The sequence below is a fragment of the Ensifer sp. BR816 genome, from assembly GCF_000378985.1.
Classification (GTDB): Bacteria; Pseudomonadota; Alphaproteobacteria; order Rhizobiales; family Rhizobiaceae; genus Sinorhizobium.
This window is the reverse complement of the sequence record NZ_KB905370.1, coordinates 3,657,990-3,675,363: the sequence shown is the minus strand read 5'-3', so window position 1 is coordinate 3,675,363 and position 17,374 is coordinate 3,657,990. Positions and strand designations below refer to the sequence as shown.

At 63.2% G+C, this 17,374-nt stretch carries 16 protein-coding genes; 10 read left to right on the top strand and 6 right to left on the bottom strand.

Translation table 11 applies throughout. From position 1 onward, the window contains the following. Nucleotides 1-4: 4 nt before the first annotated feature. The 3 genes from RHIBR816_RS0117645 to RHIBR816_RS0117635 all read left to right on the top strand — a co-directional run bounded on the left by RHIBR816_RS0117645 (nucleotide 5) and on the right by RHIBR816_RS0117635 (nucleotide 2,109). On the top strand, nucleotides 5-772 hold the full coding sequence (locus RHIBR816_RS0117645) for an amino acid ABC transporter ATP-binding protein (protein ID WP_018237903.1): 768 nt from the start codon (nucleotides 5-7) through the stop codon (nucleotides 770-772). Nucleotides 773-864: 92 nt separating this feature from the next. Continuing rightward, a complete protein-coding gene (locus RHIBR816_RS0117640; RefSeq protein WP_018237902.1) occupies nucleotides 865-1,248 on the top strand; it encodes a RidA family protein in 384 nt (127 codons plus the stop codon). A 48-nt stretch (nucleotides 1,249-1,296) separates the two neighbouring features. Next, on the top strand, nucleotides 1,297-2,109 hold the full coding sequence (locus tag RHIBR816_RS0117635; RefSeq protein ID WP_034816493.1) for an IclR family transcriptional regulator: 813 nt from the start codon (nucleotides 1,297-1,299) through the stop codon (nucleotides 2,107-2,109). 24 nt (nucleotides 2,110-2,133) lie between these two features. Here the strand turns inward: RHIBR816_RS0117635 and RHIBR816_RS0117630 are convergent, their stop codons facing one another. The 6 genes from RHIBR816_RS0117630 to RHIBR816_RS0117605 all read right to left on the bottom strand — a co-directional run bounded on the left by RHIBR816_RS0117630 (nucleotide 2,134) and on the right by RHIBR816_RS0117605 (nucleotide 8,239). Next, nucleotides 2,134-3,219: an ABC transporter ATP-binding protein gene (locus RHIBR816_RS0117630; protein ID WP_018237900.1), complete on the bottom strand. Its 1,086-nt coding sequence runs from the start codon at nucleotides 3,217-3,219 to the stop codon at nucleotides 2,134-2,136. Continuing rightward, complete coding sequence (locus RHIBR816_RS0117625) at nucleotides 3,216-4,151, bottom strand: PfkB family carbohydrate kinase (protein ID WP_018237899.1); 936 nt, start codon at nucleotides 4,149-4,151, stop codon at nucleotides 3,216-3,218. The genes RHIBR816_RS0117630 and RHIBR816_RS0117625 overlap by 4 nt, the downstream gene beginning before the upstream one ends. 3 nt (nucleotides 4,152-4,154) lie before the next feature. Continuing rightward, a complete protein-coding gene (locus RHIBR816_RS0117620) occupies nucleotides 4,155-5,180 on the bottom strand; it encodes an SIS domain-containing protein (RefSeq protein ID WP_018237898.1) in 1,026 nt (341 codons plus the stop codon). Next, on the bottom strand, nucleotides 5,177-6,022 hold the full coding sequence (locus RHIBR816_RS0117615; protein WP_018237897.1) for a carbohydrate ABC transporter permease: 846 nt from the start codon (nucleotides 6,020-6,022) through the stop codon (nucleotides 5,177-5,179). The genes RHIBR816_RS0117620 and RHIBR816_RS0117615 overlap by 4 nt, the downstream gene beginning before the upstream one ends. Continuing rightward, entirely contained in the window at nucleotides 6,022-6,903 is an 882-nt protein-coding gene (locus RHIBR816_RS0117610; protein ID WP_018237896.1) for a carbohydrate ABC transporter permease, read from the bottom strand. The genes RHIBR816_RS0117615 and RHIBR816_RS0117610 overlap by 1 nt, the downstream gene beginning before the upstream one ends. 97 nt (nucleotides 6,904-7,000) lie before the next feature. After that, on the bottom strand, nucleotides 7,001-8,239 hold the full coding sequence (locus tag RHIBR816_RS0117605; protein ID WP_018237895.1) for an extracellular solute-binding protein: 1,239 nt from the start codon (nucleotides 8,237-8,239) through the stop codon (nucleotides 7,001-7,003). Nucleotides 8,240-8,468: 229 nt separating this feature from the next. On the opposite strand from RHIBR816_RS0117605, the gene RHIBR816_RS0117595 reads away from it, so the two are divergent. The 7 genes from RHIBR816_RS0117595 to RHIBR816_RS0117565 all read left to right on the top strand — a co-directional run bounded on the left by RHIBR816_RS0117595 (nucleotide 8,469) and on the right by RHIBR816_RS0117565 (nucleotide 17,374). Further along, nucleotides 8,469-9,698, top strand: coding sequence for an ROK family transcriptional regulator (locus tag RHIBR816_RS0117595; protein WP_026187125.1), 1,230 nt, complete (start codon nucleotides 8,469-8,471; stop codon nucleotides 9,696-9,698). A 174-nt stretch (nucleotides 9,699-9,872) separates the two neighbouring features. After that, a complete protein-coding gene (cysD, locus tag RHIBR816_RS0117590; RefSeq protein WP_256375051.1) occupies nucleotides 9,873-10,814 on the top strand; it encodes a sulfate adenylyltransferase subunit CysD in 942 nt (313 codons plus the stop codon). After that, nucleotides 10,814-12,715: a sulfate adenylyltransferase subunit CysN gene (gene cysN, locus RHIBR816_RS0117585; RefSeq protein WP_018237891.1), complete on the top strand. Its 1,902-nt coding sequence runs from the start codon at nucleotides 10,814-10,816 to the stop codon at nucleotides 12,713-12,715. The genes cysD and cysN overlap by 1 nt, the downstream gene beginning before the upstream one ends. Continuing rightward, the gene (gene cysQ / locus RHIBR816_RS0117580; RefSeq protein WP_018237890.1) at nucleotides 12,712-13,515 is read left to right on the top strand and encodes a 3'(2'),5'-bisphosphate nucleotidase CysQ; all 804 of its coding nucleotides are present in this window, start codon (nucleotides 12,712-12,714) and stop codon (nucleotides 13,513-13,515) included. Before cysN ends, cysQ begins: the two co-directional genes overlap by 4 nt. A 55-nt stretch (nucleotides 13,516-13,570) precedes the next feature. After that, nucleotides 13,571-15,559 (top strand): asparagine synthase (glutamine-hydrolyzing), encoded by a 1,989-nt coding sequence (asnB, locus tag RHIBR816_RS0117575; RefSeq protein ID WP_018237889.1) that lies wholly within the window; start codon nucleotides 13,571-13,573, stop codon nucleotides 15,557-15,559. An 85-nt stretch (nucleotides 15,560-15,644) separates the two neighbouring features. Continuing rightward, nucleotides 15,645-16,385 carry a PHP domain-containing protein gene (locus RHIBR816_RS0117570; protein ID WP_026187123.1) on the top strand — a complete coding sequence of 247 codons (741 nt, stop codon included), beginning with the start codon at nucleotides 15,645-15,647 and terminating at the stop codon, nucleotides 16,383-16,385. Then, complete coding sequence (locus RHIBR816_RS0117565) at nucleotides 16,382-17,374, top strand: ATP-grasp domain-containing protein (RefSeq protein ID WP_018237887.1); 993 nt, start codon at nucleotides 16,382-16,384, stop codon at nucleotides 17,372-17,374. Before RHIBR816_RS0117570 ends, RHIBR816_RS0117565 begins: the two co-directional genes overlap by 4 nt.

The window sequence follows — 17,374 nt, the reverse complement described above, 5'->3', positions numbered from 1 at the left end:
TCCGATGACCAATCTTCTTGAAATCCGCGATCTTCACAAACGCTACGGCACGGTCGAGGTGCTGAAGGGCGTCGACTGCGCCATGCGCCAGGGCGAGGTGATCAGCATCATCGGCTCCAGCGGCTCCGGCAAGACGACGATGCTCCGCTGCATCAACATGCTCGAGGAATTCCAGGGCGGCACGATCGCGATCGACGGCCAGGAGATCGGCTACGAAACCGCCGGCGGCGTGCGGCGCCGCAAGCCGGAGCGCGAGATCGCTCGCCAGCGCGCGATGACCGGAATGGCCTTCCAGCAGTTCAACCTGTTTCCGCATATGACCGCCGCCGCCAACGTCATGCTCGGCCTCGTCAAGGTGAAGAAGATGGGCCGCGACGAGGCGCGTACGCTGGCCGAGAAATGGCTCGACCGCGTCGGTCTGCTTTCCCGCAAGGACCATTATCCGGGCCAGCTTTCCGGCGGCCAGCAGCAGCGCGTCGCGATCGCCCGGGCGATCGCCATGAACCCGAAGCTGATGCTCTTCGATGAGGTGACTTCGGCGCTCGACCCGGAGCTCGTCAACGAGGTCCTGCAGGTCATCAAAGCGCTCGCGGAAGACGGCATGAGCATGCTGATCGTCACGCACGAGATGCGCTTCGCCTACGAAGTGTCGTCGCGGGTGATCTTCATGAACCAGGGACGCATTGGTGAGGAGGGCAATCCCCGCGAAATGTTCCTGAAGCCGCAGACCGAGCGGTTGGCGGAGTTCCTGAAGACGTCGACGTTCAACTGACCAGAGCGGGATGAGGAAAAGTGTGCGCGGTTTTCCGCCCGCATCCCGCTCCAACTTATTAGAGCCGATCCAATGAAGAAGTGGAGTGTAGTGTGACGATCAAGCGTTTTGGAACGGGAGAATCCGGTGCCGGCAAGCAGCCCTTGCCCTTTGCGCGCGCCGTCGAGGCGAATGGCTGGCTCTATGTTTCGGGGCAGGTCGCCATGGAGAAGGGCGAGATCATCAGCGGCGGCATCGTCGCCGAAAGCCGCAAGGCGATCGAGAACATGATCGCCATATTGAATGAGGCTGACTACGGCGTGGAAGACGTGGTCAGGATCGGCGTCTGGCTCGACGATCCGCGCGACTTCTGGACCTTCAACGGCGTCTATGCGGAGTACTTCGGCAGCAACCCGCCGGCCCGCGCCTGCGTGCAGTCGCGCATGATGGTCGACTGCAAGGTGGAAGTTGACTGCGTCGCCTACAAGGCTAAATGAGGTGAACCGGGCGTGCTTCGCGCGCCTATCAACACGATCGAGGACGCGATGGCGGAGGCGGAAGACACGATCAATCGCAGGGCACGGGGTCTCGACCGTGCCTTTGAGATCCTGGATTATCTGCGCCTGCAGCGCCAGCCGCTGCGCCCCAACGAGATCGCCCAGGGGATCGGCGCGCCGCGCTCGTCGGTCTATGAGCTGGTCAACCTGCTGCTGCGCCAGGGCGTCATCGAGTACCGGGGCGACGATGGCCGCGTCTTCCTGGGCCGTAAGCTCTATTTCCTCGGCGCGGCTTACGCCGAGCAGTTCGACCTGATGCGCGAGTGCGAGCATCTGCTTTCGAGGGTCGCCGAGGAGACGCGCGAGACCGCGCAGATGTGCCAGCTCGAGGGCAACAAATACGCCGTTGTGCTGATGAACGAGGGTAGCCGCCCCTTCCGGATCTCCACCAATATCGGCGATCCGGTCGCCATTCCGTGGACCGCCTCCGGTCGCCTCCTCGTAGACCATATGAGCGACGAGGAGATACTGGCCTTCATCCCGGAAAGCGACTTCGTGTTGCCGAACGGCAAGCATCTCGATCCGGTCGAGTTCATCTCTCAGGTCCGTCAGGCCAAGAGCGACGGCTATTTCACCTTCAACAGCATCGTCGACAGCTTCACCCATTGCTTTGCAGTGCCGGTCTACGACGCGGAGGAGATCTGCATCGCCACCCTCTGCCTCGTCGCCCCGAAGGAGGACGGGCTGCGCAACCGCGATGCCTATCTGCGGGTGCTCGTCGATGCGGCGGGCGAATTATCGGAAAAGCTTGGCTATCGGCACGCCGGTGCGGCAACGGCGCGGAGCGTCGCGGGCCGCTAGGAACGGGCTAAATCCACGAAGGCTTCATGCCGCCCGAAGGGAGCGGCCGCTTTCCGGATCGAAGAGATGCAGTGCCGCTTCATCGAACGAGAAGGCCTGTGTCGATCCCGTTGCGAGCGCCGTTCGTGGTGGCAGGCAGGCGGTGATGCGCTGTCCGCCGATCGTTGCCGTGGTCACCAACTCCGGTCCGGTCAATTCCATCACTTCGACATCGGCAATCAAACGGGCGCCGCTTGCGCCGAAATCCGCGAGCCGGAGCGCTTCGGGCCGAATGCCGACCTTAACCGGCCCGCTCGATACTGTCGTTCTCTTGAAATCGCGCGGGAGCGGCAGCACCTCGTCGGAGCGCGCGATTCTTACCTGGTGTCCGACGATTTCCGCATCGAGGATGTTCATCGGCGGCGAGCCGACAAAGCCGGCGACGTAAAGCGTCGCGGGCCGATCGTAGATCTCCGCCGGCGTGCCGAGCTGTTCGATGCGTCCGTCGCGCATCACGGCGATGCGGGTGGCGAGCGTCATCGCTTCGATCTGGTCGTGGGTGACGTAGACGACCGTCGTCTTCAGCATCTGGTGCAGGCGCTTGAGCTCGGTGCGCATCTCCATCCTGAGCTTGGCGTCGAGGTTCGACAGCGGCTCGTCGAACAGGAAAACCCGCGGATTGCGCACCAGCGCCCGGCCGATCGCGACCCGCTGGCGCTGACCGCCGGAAAGCTGACTCGGCTTGCGGTCGAGCAGGTTCTCGATCTGCAGCAGCCTTGCGGTGTCGCGCACCGCCTTCTCGCGTTCGGCGGCCGGCACCTTGCGCATTTCGAGGCCGAAGCCGATGTTGCGGGCGACGCTCATGTCCGGATAGAGCGCATAGGACTGGAACACCATGGCGATGTCGCGATCCTTGGGATGGGCGCTGAGGATCGAACGCTCGCCGATCAGTATGTCGCCGCCGCTCGGCTCGGCGAGCCCGGCAATGATGTTGAGCAGCGTGGACTTGCCGCAGCCGGAGGAGCCGAGCAGCACCAGGAACTCGCCGCTTTCGAGCGCGATGTCGATGCCTTTCAAAGTCTCCACATCGCCGTAGCGCTTCTGAATGTTGCGGATTTCGAGTGCGCTCATCGGCGAGTTTCCCCGAGATAGACCGAAAGGGGTTTGCCGTAGCTGCGCGGCAAGGTGGAAATCGCTTCCGAGGCGACAGTGACGCCGGTCCTGAGGCAGGCCTCCAGCGGCATTTCGGCGGCGAGTGCTGCCAGGAAGCCGGCATTGAACACGTCGCCGGCGCCGATCGTATCGACGACGGCAACACGCGGCGCCCCGACGGAAAATTCCTTGCTGTCGCGGTCGAGGGCGAGGGCCCCGTGCGGGCCGCGCTTGACGACGACGATCGCATCGGCAGGCATCCCGGCTTTCAGGATCCGCGCCGCCTCGGCCGGGTCGGACCGCCCGGTCAGCGTCGTCGTTTCGACTTCATTGAAGAGCGCGCAATGGCAGCGTTTCAGCCAGCCGAGCGTTCTCAGGCAATTGGCTTCCGTCCAGCCCTCGAGCGGCCAACCGGTGTCGAGCGCCACGGCGATGTCGTGCGCATCCGCCCAATCGAAGAAGTCGTCATAGGCGTGTGTCAGCGCATCGGTCAGGAAAGAGCCGGAGAGCAGGGCGAGGCCGCCGCGAAGGCGGCTCCCGTCGAGCAGCGCGCGCACTTCGTCGAAGCTGAACAGCGGCAGGTGGCCGCGCGTGGTGAAGAAGGTGCGCTCGCCGTCCGGATGGGTGATGCCGACGGAGAGAGTCGAGCCAACAGCTTCGACCGGCCAGTGGCGCGACTTTTCGCCGAAGGCTTCCTTCAGCCATGTCCCGAACTGGTCGTTGCCGACATTGGCGGCAATCGCGTAGTCGACGCCGAGCGACTCCCAAGTAAGCGCGCTGTTGCCGGCGCAGCCGCCGACACGCAGCTCGTCGTGATCGACGATGATCTCCGTGCCTGCCTTCGGCCAGGGTTCGGCGGGGCCGAGGATGAGGTCGACATTGACATTGCCGATGACGGCCAGTGGACGCATTTTCTACTCGCTCCGGGTGATCTTGGTGGATCGTACCGGCGTGCCGGCATTGTCGACGCGGGCGTCGGCAAAGGCGATCATGAAGGCATGCGCCACCGGCAGCATGGCGAAAATCGCCGCCATGCCTGCCGCCGGCTTGAAGGGAATTGTCGTCACGCCTGCGAGCGGCGGCTCGCCCGATGCATCGAAGACGACGACTGGCGAACCGGCTTCCGCCGCCGAGGCTGCCATGACGGCAACGAGACCGGCGGTCGGGTCGGCGGCGCGGAAGAGCACGACGCCGATGGAGGGCCCGAGCATTTCCATCGGCCCATGGCGCAACTGTCCGCCTTCGAGCGAGAAACAGGGCAGCCGCGACAGTTCGGTGAGACCGAGAGCGACCGCCTCGGCGAGCCCCTGGAGGAGACGGCCGGAGGTCACCAAGGCACTAACGTCGGCGAGCGCTTGCAGTGCCCCTTCGATCTCGGGCGCTTCGGGTGCTTTGAGGGCGGCCAGCGCTGCTGCCGGGTCGTCACCACAGGCAGAGAGGATTGCGAGATGCAGCGCGAAGCTGATCGTCAGGCTGCGTGTTGCCGCAAACGCCTTTTCGCTGCCGCCGGTGCCGATCAGCGACGGCACTGCTTTCGCGAGAAAAGAATCTGCCTCGAGTGTCAGGCCAAATGTTTCGGCCGTGCCGCCATTGGTCTCCTTGAACCAGCGCAGCACCTCGGCGCTTTCGCCGGATTGCGAGGTGATGAGGATCGTCTTGCCTTCGACCGGCAGCGGCTGGCCGAGTTGCTCTGAGAGCGGCAGGGCAATGGCATCGATACCGAGGGCGCGGTAGAGCGGCTCGAGGGCGCGGCCGACCGCATGCGAACCGCCCATGCCGAGAAGCAGAAGCCGGCCCGTGGCCTTCAGCGACGCCGCGATCCTTGCAGCAAGCACGGCCGCCTGCTCGTAGGAGGCAAGAGCATCGGCGTGCTGGCGGGCCATTTCGCGATCGATCGCGATGAGCCCGGAGGGACGTTGTTTCGAGCTCCGCATGATCATCCCTTTACGCCGCCGCTGGTCAGTCCCGAAATGAGGGCGCGTTGCATGATAAGGCCGATCAGCACCGGGGGCAGGGCGGCAAGCACCCCGGCGGTCGCGATCAGCCCGTAATCGGAAACACGGCCGCCGGCGAGATCGGCAATGGCGACGGTCAGGGTCTTGGCGCGCAGGTCGGAGGTGAAGAGCAGCGCGTAGAAGAACTCGTCCCAGGCGAGCAGAAAGGCGAAAAGTGCCGAGGTCGCCATGACCGGAGCGGCGAGCGGCAGCGTCAGCAGCCTGAGAATCTGGTCGAGCCGCGCGCCGTCGATCATTGCGGCACTCTCGATCTCCCTCGGTATGGCGTCGAAGCCGGATTTGAGGAGCCAAGTGGTAAAGGGCGCGAGAATGGTGAGGTAGACGAGTGCCAGCCCAAAGACCGTATTGAGCAGCCCAAAATAGGCAAGGCCCATATAGAGCGGCACCGCAAGCGCCACCGGCGGCAGCATGTAGGTGGCAATCACGGCATAGAGGGACCACGAGACGGCAGGGGTGCGGGACACCGCCCAGGCGGCAGGAACCGCGACGACAATCGCGGCGAGCGTCGCCATGCCTGCGACCATGAGGCTGTTGATCAGCGCGGCGATGAAGGCGGCGCCGGCGCTGTTCTCGATGGCGGAAAGAAGCGTGCGATAGCGGGAGAGTTCGATATCGCTCGGCCACCAGCTGAGCGGCTTGGCGGAAAGATCGGCGGCCGGCGAAATGCTCATGACGAACAGCCACACGACCGGGGCAAGGATGACCGCGGCAAGGAGCAGGGCGCTCGCGTGAACGAAGATGGAGAAGAGGCGGCTTTGGCGTTCCATCAGGCGGCCCCTGCGGCCCTGCGGAGCAGCGCCGCATAGGCGGCTGCAAGGACTGTCACGAGCAGGGTGACGATCAGCGCCAGCGATGCCCCGGAACCGGCCCGCTGGAAGGAGAAGGCCTCCTGATAGACGAGGATTGACAGCGTGCGTGTGCTGTTCGCCGGGCCGCCGCGGGTCATCACCCAGATGATGTCGAACACCTTGAAGGCCTCGATCGTTCGCAGCACCAGCGCCACGAGCAGCGGACCCGCCAGATAAGGCATGATGACGAAGCGGAAGCGGTTGAAGGGACCGGCGCCGTCGACAAGAGCGGCGGCGGTGATGTCGCGCGGAACGGCTTGCAGCGCGGCCAAAGCAATCAATGCCACCAGAGGAAAGTTCTTCCAGCAGTCCGCGATGATCAACGCGGTCAGCGCCGAGCCCGGTTCGCCGAGCCAGGAACGGTAGCTGTCGATCAGGCCGAGCTGGGTAAGTGCGGCGTTGAGCGCGCCATATTCCGGATTGTAGATCAGCCTCCAGAGCGTCGCATTGACCACCGTCGGCAGCGCCCAGGGCAGGATCATCAGCGCCCGGAGCGCCGTTCGGCCGCGGAATTGCTGGTGGAGAAGAAGGGCGGCAAGAACGCCGAGCACCATTTCGGCGGCGACCGAGACGACGGCAAACCAGGTCGTCGTGACGAGTGCCCTTTGGAAGTTCGATCCCGCCAGCATCTTCTCGTAGTTGGCGATGCCGACGAAGCTTCCCTCGGTGCCGACGAGCTTGGCATCGGTGAAGGAGAGCCGCACAGTGTCGACGAGCGGCCAGCCGATCACCGAAACCATCACCACGAGCAGCGGCAGCATCAGCAGCCATGCACGTGTTGAAATCCAGTTGGCCGACATCGGTGAACCTTCGCCTGGGGCAGTAGTCGGGATCGCGACGAGATCACAAGGGAAGGTCCCGCACGAGACGCGCGCGGGACCTGGTGGAGTCCTGCGGTCAGAGCCCGCTATTCTCGGCGGCGGACTTCAAGGCGTCCTCCGGCGAGGCCTGGCCGAGCAGCGCCTCCTGGATCGCCTGCTGCAATGCGGTCGAGAGTTCCTGGTATTTCGGCGTGGTCGGCCGCGGATACATGGCGGCGAGGCCGAGCTTGGCCGCGGCGATCAGTTCTTCCTGGCCCTTCGTCACATTCGGGTCTTCATAGGAGGAGGCCCAGATCGGCAGGCTGAGCTTCGCATACGCGTTCTGCGTTTCCTGCGAGGTCATGTGGACGATATATTTCCATGCCTCTTCGGGATGTTTGCTCGTTGCGGTGATGCCGAGCCCCATCGAGCCGTTGACGGCGGAAACCTCGCTCTTGCCGGCGACACCGGGGGCGGGGACGACGCCGACCTTGCCTGCGACCTTGCTCTCCTTGGGGTCATTGGCGAGATTGTACATATAGGTCCAGTTAAGCGCGAAAGCGGCCTCGCCGTTCTGGAACACTTTTCGGACATCCTCCTCGAGGAATTCCTTGGAGTTCGGATTCGTCAGGCCCGAGGTATAGCTCGTCACCATGTAGTTCAGTGCGTCGAGGCCGCCGCCGCTCGTGAAAGCCGGTTTGCCGCCGTCGAGGAACTTGCCGCCATAGGCGCTGACCAATGTCGTGTAGTCGCAGATCGCGGCTTCGGCCTGCGACCAGCTCCAGGCGATCGGTGTCTGCAGCAGCCCCTTGCCCTTGATCGTCTTCGCCTGCTCGGCCAATTCGTCCCAGGTCTTCGGCGGCGCCTTGATGCCGGCCTTTTCCAGGATTTCCTTGTTGTAGAAGAGATACTTGGTGTCGAGGATCCAGGGCATGCCGTAGCGCTTGCCGTCGTATTCGACCGTCGTCCAGGCGCCGGGCAGGATGCCCTTTTTCATCTCGTCGGTGACGCGATCGGTGACGTCGACGAGCACCTTGTTGCTGGCATATTCGGCCGGCCAGATCACGTCGAAGAGGACGACGTCATAACCGCCGCCGGAGCCCTGCGCCAGGACCGTCTTGTCGTGCAGTCCCTCGTAGGGGACGAATTCGAGATTGACCTTCACGTCCGGGTTGGCCTTGGTGAAGGCCTCTGTCATGGCACGCACGTCGGCTTCGCTATAGGCCGCCTGCGCCATGAAGAGCGCGTTGAGCGTCGTTTCCGCGTAGGCCTGGCCCGCGAACGTGACGGCGATGAGTGTCGCCCCCAGCAAGGCATTGCGTGTGGATTTCATCATTGCTGCCTCCAGTAGCTGATCGTTCCAATCTGCGCGGCGCGCCCATAGAGGCTGCCGCGTGCACGAAATCCGCCGTTGATCGCGACGGTTGTCGACAAATCGATCCGAGCGTTTGCGGCCCTCACGCCGCTGCCGTCGTTCCCCGAGGTTCTTCCGACCTCTTATTAAGTCAATTGTCTTGACTTATTTCTTGTTCAATATTCTAGATGTGTCAAGCGGGATTTGCGGGATGAACCAGATGCGCCCGATCCGGGCCAAGAGCGGCACCAATCAGGAGGGCGCGAGCGCCCATAATCGGCGCGTCATGATCGACGCGCTCCGGGTGAACGGGCAATTGTCACGGGCCGATCTTGCGCGTGCGACGGCGCTCACCAAGCAGGCCGTTTCCAACATCATCGAGGACCTCGAGCGCGACGGGCTGGTCGCTTCGCTCGCCGCCGTGCGCAAGGGCCGGGGGCAGCCTTCGACACCCTATCGGCTGGTGCCGGAAGGCGCCTTTGCCATCGGGCTGCAGATCGATCGGCATGTAACGCGGACGATTGCAGTCGATCTCGTCGGCACGGTGCTTGCCCGAGGAGAGACGAACCTGCCCGCCGGTGGGCCGGAGCGGGGGACCGAAACCATCCTCTCACTTATCGAAAGGACGAGACGGGAGCTTGCCGACGTGGCGCCGCAGTCGAGGGATCGCCTCGTCGGGCTCGGCGTCGCGATGCCCGGTCCGTTCGGCATCGACACCGATCCTGACGATCCCTGGATGATGGCCCTCTGGCAGCGCTTCCCGCTGTCGGAGGCGCTGGCGATCGGAACGGGCCTCGATGTACGGCTGCAGAACGACGCGGCCGCGGCAGCGACGGCGGAAAAGATGATCGGTGCCGCGCATGGCCTGGACCAGGCGATCTGCATCTATGTCGGCTATGGCATCGGCGCCGGGCTGATCCTTGACGGAGAGCTCTATCGCGGCGCCAACGGCAATGCCGGCGAGATCGGCATGATCCTCAGCCGGCCGAGAGACGGAACCGAAGACCAGCGGGCGCCGCTCGAACATCGGGCGTCGATCGCCTCGCTTTGCAAGATCCTGGATCTCGATCCTGCCGACCCCGATCTCTATCGGCATCTCGACGATTTTACCGCTGCGTCGGATGCCCGAATTGCCGGTTGGATCGCCGACGCTGCCTACGAGTTGAGGCGAGCCGTCCAGATTCTAGAGACGATTTTCGATCCGCAGACGATCGTGTTGTGCGGCGGTATGCCGCCCGGACTCGCCCGCCAACTCATCAACGCCATTCATCCGCTGCTGCCGTCGATCGCCGAACGGAGAACGCGAAGCGGGCCGCGCCTGCAACTCGGGCTCACCGACCCGTGGGCGGTGGCAATCGGCGCCGCGGCGGAACCGATCAGCCGGACCTTCGACCCCAGTTTCTCCGCCATTCTGAAAATCCGTACGCCCGGATCTTCGTGACGTGACCGCCGAGCAGCCCTGGTTTGGGGCGTGCATTTCCACGCCGTGTAACCTTTGTTACTTGAAATATTAGTGATATGGCGCTTAAATGCCGCCTTTCGGTGGAGCTTTCATCCGCCAAGCGATTGCTAATACACACCCGACTATATTCGTGGGTGCGCATTCGATAAATGCATAGCGAAAAGTTCTTTTTTCAAAAGTCAGTGGGGTTACGGCATGTCTCTTGCCAACCTTCGGCGACTTGAAGCTGAAGCCATTCATGTCCTTCGAGAAGTAGTCGCGACGTTTTCGAACCCGGTTGTACTTTACTCGATCGGAAAGGACTCGTCCGTTCTACTGCACTTGGCGATGAAGGCATTCTTCCCGGCAAAGCCGCCATTTCCGTTCCTTCATGTGGACACGACGTGGAAGTTCCGGGAGATGATCGCGTTTCGCGATCGGATGGCGCGCGAGCTCGGCTTCAATCTGCTCGTGCATACCAACCAGGATGGGGTCGACCAGGGCATCGGCCCCTTTACCCACGGGTCCAACCTGCACACCCACGTCATGAAGACGATGGCGCTGAGGCAGGCGCTGGAGACATACGGCTTCGACGCGGCGCTCGCGGGGGCGCGGCGGGACGAGGAGAAGTCGCGGGCCAAGGAACGCATGTTTTCGATCCGCAACGCCCAGCACGGATGGGACCCCAAGCGCCAGCGCCCCGAAATGTGGAAGACCTACAATACGCGCGTCGGCGCGGGCGAGACGATGCGGGTGTTCCCGCTCTCCAACTGGACCGAATTCGACATCTGGCAATACATTCTGCAGGAGAACATCCCGATCGTGCCGCTTTATTTTGCGGCGCGCCGGCCGGTGGTGCGGCGCGACGGCATGCTGATCATGGTCGATGACGAGCGCATGCCGATCGAACCGGGCGAAGAGGTGATGGACCGGATGGTTCGCTTCCGCACGCTTGGTTGTTATCCACTGACCGGCGCGATCGACTCCGAGGCTGCCACGGTTCCGGACATATTGCGCGAAATGCTGACGGTGCGCACCTCCGAACGGCTGAGTCGGCTGATCGACACGGACGAGGCCGGCGCCATGGAGAAAAAGAAGCGCGAGGGGTATTTCTGATGTCGTATCTCCAATCCGTGCCGCCGCACGATCTGGCGGCGCATCTCGCCGACCACGACGGCAAGTCGGTGCTGCGCTTCATCACCTGCGGTTCCGTCGACGATGGCAAGTCGACGCTGATCGGCCGGCTGCTCGTCGACGCCAAGCTGGTCTTCGAGGACCAGTTGACGAATCTCGGCCGTGTCGGCTCTTCGGGCGCCGTCAATGGCGGCGAGATCGACCTCGCCTTGCTGCTCGACGGGCTCGAGGCGGAGCGCGAGCAGGGCATTACCATCGACGTCGCATACCGCTATTTCGCCACGTCGAAACGCAAATTCATCGTCGCCGACACGCCCGGCCACGAGGAATATACGCGCAACATGGTGACCGGCGCTTCGACGGCCGACCTGGCCGTCATCCTGATCGACAGCCGCCAGGGCATTCTCCAGCAGACCCGGCGCCATTCCTACATCGCCTCGCTGCTCGGCATCCGCCACGTCGTGCTGGCGGTCAACAAGATCGACCTCGTCGAGTTCCGACAATCGGTCTTTGACGAGATCGCCCGTGACTACAAGGCTTTCGCGAAGAAGCTTGGCTTTGCCAGCATCCAGCCGATCCCGATCGCCGCGCGGTTCGGCGACAACGTGATCTCGGCATCACCGAACACGCCCTGGTACAAGGGGCCGGCGCTCCTCGAATACCTGGAAACGGTGCAGCTCGACCCACCCGCGACGGAGAGGCCCTTCCGCTTTCCGGTTCAACTGGTGATGCGGCCGAACGCGAATTTCCGCGGCTATGCCGGGCAGATCGCGTCCGGCAGCGTTTCGGTCGGCGATCCGGTCGTTATCGCGAAATCCGGACAGCGTTCGTCGGTCAAGGCGATCGTCACCTTCGACGGCAATTTGACCACCGCCGCCGAGGGCGAGGCCGTGACGCTCGTGCTGGCCGACGAGGTCGACGCCTCGCGCGGCAACATGCTGGTGGCGCCCGCCGCGAGGCCCTTCGTGGCCGACCAGTTCCAGGCGCATGTCATCTGGTTCGACGCCAATCCGATGCTTCCCGGGCGCAGCTACATCCTCCGGACCGAGACGGACAGCGTCAGCGCAACGGTCACCGCGCTCAAGCACCAGGTGAACATCAACAGCTTTGCCCGCGAGGCGGCGAAATCCCTGCAGATGAACGAGGTGGGCGTCTGCAACATCTCGACGCAGGCGCCGATCGTCTTCGACGCCTACAAGGAGAGCAGGGCCACGGGCAATTTCGTCTTCGTCGACCGGGTGACCAACGCGACGGTCGGCGCCGGCATGATCGATTTCCCGCTCAGGCGCGCCGACAACGTGCATTGGCAGGCGACCGACGTCAACAAGGGGGCGCGGTCGGCGATGAAGAGCCAGCGGCCCGCCGTGCTCTGGTTCACCGGGCTTTCGGGCTCCGGCAAGTCGACGATCGCCAACGCGCTCGACCGGCTGCTGCATGCCCGCGGCAAGCACACCTACATGCTCGACGGCGACAATGTGCGCCACGGGCTCAACCGCGACCTCGGCTTCACCGAAGCCGATCGCGTCGAGAACATCCGCCGCGTCGCCGAGGTCGCCAAGCTGATGGCCGATGCCGGCTTGATCGTGCTCGTCTCCTTCATCTCGCCGTTCCGCGGCGAGCGGCGCATGGCCCGCGAATTGATGGAGGAGGGCGAGTTCATCGAGATCTTCGTCGACACGCCGCTGGAGGAATGCGCGCGCCGCGACCCGAAGGGCCTTTACGAGAAGGCGCTCGCCGGCAAGATCGCCAATTTCACCGGCGTCTCCTCGCCCTACGAGGCGCCGGAGAGCCCGGAGCTGCATCTGAAGACGGTCGAAGAGGACCCGGTCGCACTGGCGCTGAAGATCGAGGCATTCCTCGACAGACACCGGGAGGAGAAATGACGCCCCTTTGCGAACTCTTCGAGCGCATCGCGCTCGAGGCCGGCGCGTCGATCCTCGCAGTCTACGAGGCGGGGCCGAGCGTCTGCTACAAGGATGATCGTTCGCCCGTGACCGAAGCGGATGAGCTGGCCGAAGCGATCATTCTCGGCAGGCTGGCGGCGGCTTTCCCGGATATTCCGGTCGTTGCCGAGGAGGCCGTCGCGTCGGGCTGCGTCCCGGATATTGGATGCGGCACGTTCTTCCTGGTCGATCCGCTCGACGGCACGAAGGAATTCATCAACCGCCGCGACGATTTCACCGTCAATATCGCCCTGATCGAAGGCAACCTTCCGGTGGCCGGCATCGTCTACGCGCCGGCCCAGCGCTGCGCCTATGTTGCCGACAGAGGCCGGGCGGAGAAGCTCGTCTTTGGCGCCGACGCTCAGGTCGGCCATCGCCAGGCGATCCGGGTGCGCGCCCGCGGTCCGGTGCTGACCGCCGTCGCCAGCCGCTCGCACAACAGCCTGGAGACCGAGGCCTTTCTCGCCGGCCACGGCGTCACGGATTTGACCTCGGTCGGCTCGTCGCTGAAGTTCTGCCTGCTCGCCGAGGGCAGGGCGGATGTCTATCCGCGTTTCGGCCGGACGATGGAATGGGACACGGCGGCGGGCGACGCGGTGCTCAACGCCGCCGGCGGATCGGTCGTCCGGCTGGACGGCTCGCGCCTTCGCTACGGCAAGATGAAGCAGGCGGACGACAGCGACTTTGCCAACCCGCATTTCGTTGCCTGGGCGGACATGCCGCTCGCGATGTTGAGCTGATGTTATTTTCCTGCCCAAGCGGTTGGGCACTGGCGTTCGATCAAAGGAACATGCCATGTGCGGAATTGCCGGCCTGATAAACTATACGCGGCGCGGAGACGAAGAGTCGGCTGCCACACTGAGGCGCATGGCGGATGCGCTTGCGCACCGCGGACCCGATGCTGCGGGCATATGGCTCGACGAGCGGAGCCGCGTCGGCCTTTGCCATCGGCGGCTGTCAATCATCGACCTTTCACCCACCGGTGCGCAGCCGATGCACTCCGCGACAGGCCGATACTCAATTGTCTATAATGGCGAGATTTACGGTTTCCACGAGTTGCGGAACGAGTTGGAGGCACGGGGCTCACGCTTCCGGGGCCAATCCGATACCGAAATACTTCTGGAGGCGGTCGAGGTTTATGGCCTTGAAGGTGCGCTGCGGCGTTGCAATGGCATGTTCGCGTTTGCACTCTACGACAGCCTCACCCGCAAAGTCTCGTTCGCGCGCGATCGGATAGGGAAAAAGCCTCTCTATATAGCCGTCGCCCGGGATGCGATCGCCTTTGGGTCTGAACTAAAGAGCATCAGGACACATCCTTCGTTTTTGTCTCCGGAGCTGGATCGCGACGCCCTCACGCTCTATATGCGGCATGGTTACGTGCCGACGCCCTATTCCATCTATCGCGATATTTTCAAGCTCCCTCACGGGTCGTGGCTGAGCGTCTCCATCGATGAACCGCCGGCTTCGTCGGTGGCCGCTTTGGCGGCGGTAAAGTCCTATTGGGATGCTTTTGATGTGGCGGCACAGGGAGACGTGCGGCGCATCGAGAATGCGGACGAGGCCCTGCATCTCCTGGACGAGACGCTGAAGCGGGCGGTTAGCGAACGCATGGTCTCGGAGGTTCCCATTGGAGCGCTTCTTTCCAGTGGCGTCGATTCGTCGCTGGTTTCTGCCATCATGCAGGAAGTCTCCACGTCGCGCGTGAAGACTTACACCGTGCGCTTTGTCGAGGAACAGTACAACGAGGCAGATCAGGCGTCGGCGATCGCCCGATACCTGAACACGGACCACACCGAGATCACCGCGGAGCCGGATACGGCTTTGGAGTTGATCGGTGATCTGCCGGGTGTCTACGACGAACCTTTCGCAGATCCATCGCAAATCCCCAGTCTCCTTGTATCGAAACTCGCGCGAAGAACTGTAACCGTCGCCCTCTCGGGCGACGGCGGCGACGAGTTCTTCGGCGGTTACAAGCGCTATAGCCAGATGACCGCCTTCGATCGTCTGTCAAACAGGATGCCTGCAGTTGCGCTGCAGGCGACAAGGCATGCACCGCACTGGGCGCTTGAAATGGCCGCCAGTGTAGGCCGCAGCGTTGTTCCCGCGTCACTTCAGGACGAGGTGACCGGAAACCGATTGAGAAGGCTGGCCGAACTGTTGCAGATCGCGGATCAGGATGCGCGCTATCTGGACTTTCTTTCGCTCTGGTCGCAACCGAGTGAGATCGTGTGCGATGGGCGTGAACCTCTCACTGCCATGACGTCGAAACGCGTCCCGGCGGGTCTCGGCGCGGTGGATCGGATGATGTATCGCGACATGGTCGCGTATCTGCCTGACGATATCCTGGTCAAAATGGACCGTGCTTCGATGGCCGTCGGTCTCGAGATGCGGGCGCCATTGCTCGACTACCGCTTTATCGAGTTGGCGTGGCGTGCGCCTCGGTCACTCTGCTTCGCCGAGGCTCGCGGGAAGCCCGCGCTGCGCGCGCTGCTTTCCCGGCGATTGCCGGAGGAATTCGTAAGCCTTCCGAAACGCGGATTCGGCGTACCGATCAATTCCTGGCTTCGCGGGCCGCTGCGCAACTGGGCGGCAGACCTGTTGTCGCCCTCTCGCTTGAGCCGGGGCGGGGTTCTCCATCCAAAGCTGATTACGGAACGCTGGAACGAGCATCTTGCTGGCCGCCGCAACTGGGGTCCGCAGCTCTGGGCAGTATTAATGTTCAATGCCTGGGACGATCGATGGACGACGCCGCGACCGAGCGTCCTTCTAAACGAGGCGGTCTGAAGCGTCGCAAGGGCTTTTGTTAGAGCCAGCCATAAGGAAGAACATGGAAGGCTTCAGGTCTTCCCGCATCGAGGGCACAACCAGCATGGAAGCGCAGGAGAGAAAGAGCACCAGCAAGCCCGTGTTCTGCCGGTTTCGCGAGCTCGGCCGGGCGAACGTGAATGTCGAGCTTCAGCTTCACACGACCTGGACCGACGGGCAGGCGACCGTGTTGCAAATCCTTGAGACGGCGAGGGAACGTGGCCTCGGCGCGCTGGCGTTCACGGAACACGTTCGCGAGGATACAGCCTGGTTCATCGACTTCAAGGACGAGGTCCTTTCGGCCGCACGCGATTTCGACGAGCTTCAAGTCTATGTCGGCTGCGAGACCAAGGCGTTGGATGCCGACGGCAGGCTGGACGTATCGCAACAGGTGCTGGACGCGTGCGACATCGTTCTCGGCGTCGTCCACCGGCTCCCCGACGGCCGCGGCGGCTACCTGGACTTCACGCAGCTTTCCTTCGAGCAGACCGCCGACATCGAATTTCAGCTTTCGATGGGCTTGATCAGGAATGCGCCGATCGATGTCCTCGGACATCCGGGCGGCATGAGCCTGAGGCGACACGGCCGGTTCCCGGAAGGGTATTTTCGCGCCATGATGAGGGCAACGCTCGAACGGCAGATCGCCATCGAGATAAACGCCTCGTACCTGGTCGATATGCCGGCATATCTGGCGCTCTGCGAAGAGGTCAACCCGTTCGTTTCGATCGGCTCCGATGCGCATCGCCTGGAACAATTGGGCCGTTGCAGGGATCAACTGCTTGAATTGGGAGTAGGGCGATCATGAAGGCCTTTATTACGGGGGCGGGTGCCCTTCTCGGCCAAGGCATCATCCGAGCCCTCAGGCGGTCCACCTTGAACGCGAGGATCATCGTCGCGGATCCGAGTCCGCTCTCCGCCGGTCTCTATTGGGGAGACGCCGCCTATCTCGTGCCGATGGCAATGGACCCACACTATTTGGATCGGCTCGGTGAGCTCCTGCGAGCGGAACGGCCCGACATCCTGATCCCCGGAACCGACGTGGAACTCCCGATCCTCTCGGCCAATCGCGAGGCGATCGAGAAAACCTATGGAACCAAGGTGATCATCAGTCCGCCTCGCGTCGTGTCGATCGCCAACGACAAATGGCTCACCTCGGAGTTCCTGCGGGAAAGAGACCTTGGCTTCGTTCCTTCGTGTCTGCCCGGGGACGAGGAAGCCCTGATCGCCCAGTGCGGATTTCCACTTGTCGTCAAGCCGAGGGTGGGCGCCAGATCGATCGGCTTCAGTGTCGTTCGCAACCGCACGCAGCTTGATCACGCGATTGCCGAGCAGCCCGGCATCGTCATACAGAAATATGTCGGCTCTGAAACGAGCGAATACACAGCGGGCACGCTGACCTTCGACGGGAAATGCCCTGCAACGATCGTGATGCGCAGGGATCTTCGCGACGGCAACACCTACCGCGCCTTTGCCGAGCCCTTTCCCGCTCTCAATAGGGCGATGGCGGAGGCGGCCGAAGCCCTTGGTGCCTACGGGCCGGCAAACTTCCAGTTTCGCCTGGACGACGGCGTTCCGCGTATTTTCGAGATCAACGCGCGGTTTTCCGGGACCACGGCCGTCAGGATCCATGCCGGCTTCAACGAGGTGGAAATGTGCATCCGGCATATCCTCTTCGGCGAACCGGTCATCCAGCCGGACATCACGCCGGTGACGATATTGCGGCACTGGTCGGAGACGGTGGTGAAACCCCGCGATCTGGTCACGGCTTCGGCTCCCCTGGAAGAAGAAGTGTGA

What these genes read in the sequence shown, in the direction of transcription:
- RHIBR816_RS0117645 (WP_018237903.1), top strand. Translation starts at nt 5, where the DNA reads ATGACCAATCTTCTTGAAATCCGCGATCTTCACAAACGCTACGGCACG.
- RHIBR816_RS0117635 (WP_034816493.1), top strand. Translation starts at nt 1,297, where the DNA reads ATGGCGGAGGCGGAAGACACGATCAATCGCAGGGCACGGGGTCTCGAC.
- RHIBR816_RS0117630 (WP_018237900.1), bottom strand. Translation starts at nt 3,219, where the DNA reads ATGAGCGCACTCGAAATCCGCAACATTCAGAAGCGCTACGGCGATGTG.
- RHIBR816_RS0117625 (WP_018237899.1), bottom strand. Translation starts at nt 4,151, where the DNA reads ATGCGTCCACTGGCCGTCATCGGCAATGTCAATGTCGACCTCATCCTC.
- RHIBR816_RS0117620 (WP_018237898.1), bottom strand. Translation starts at nt 5,180, where the DNA reads ATGATCATGCGGAGCTCGAAACAACGTCCCTCCGGGCTCATCGCGATC.
- RHIBR816_RS0117615 (WP_018237897.1), bottom strand. Translation starts at nt 6,022, where the DNA reads ATGGAACGCCAAAGCCGCCTCTTCTCCATCTTCGTTCACGCGAGCGCC.
- RHIBR816_RS0117610 (WP_018237896.1), bottom strand. Translation starts at nt 6,903, where the DNA reads ATGTCGGCCAACTGGATTTCAACACGTGCATGGCTGCTGATGCTGCCG.
- RHIBR816_RS0117605 (WP_018237895.1), bottom strand. Translation starts at nt 8,239, where the DNA reads ATGATGAAATCCACACGCAATGCCTTGCTGGGGGCGACACTCATCGCC.
- RHIBR816_RS0117595 (WP_026187125.1), top strand. Translation starts at nt 8,469, where the DNA reads ATGAACCAGATGCGCCCGATCCGGGCCAAGAGCGGCACCAATCAGGAG.
- cysN (WP_018237891.1), top strand. Translation starts at nt 10,814, where the DNA reads ATGTCGTATCTCCAATCCGTGCCGCCGCACGATCTGGCGGCGCATCTC.
- cysQ (WP_018237890.1), top strand. Translation starts at nt 12,712, where the DNA reads ATGACGCCCCTTTGCGAACTCTTCGAGCGCATCGCGCTCGAGGCCGGC.
- asnB (WP_018237889.1), top strand. Translation starts at nt 13,571, where the DNA reads ATGTGCGGAATTGCCGGCCTGATAAACTATACGCGGCGCGGAGACGAA.
- RHIBR816_RS0117570 (WP_026187123.1), top strand. Translation starts at nt 15,645, where the DNA reads ATGGAAGCGCAGGAGAGAAAGAGCACCAGCAAGCCCGTGTTCTGCCGG.
- RHIBR816_RS0117565 (WP_018237887.1), top strand. Translation starts at nt 16,382, where the DNA reads ATGAAGGCCTTTATTACGGGGGCGGGTGCCCTTCTCGGCCAAGGCATC.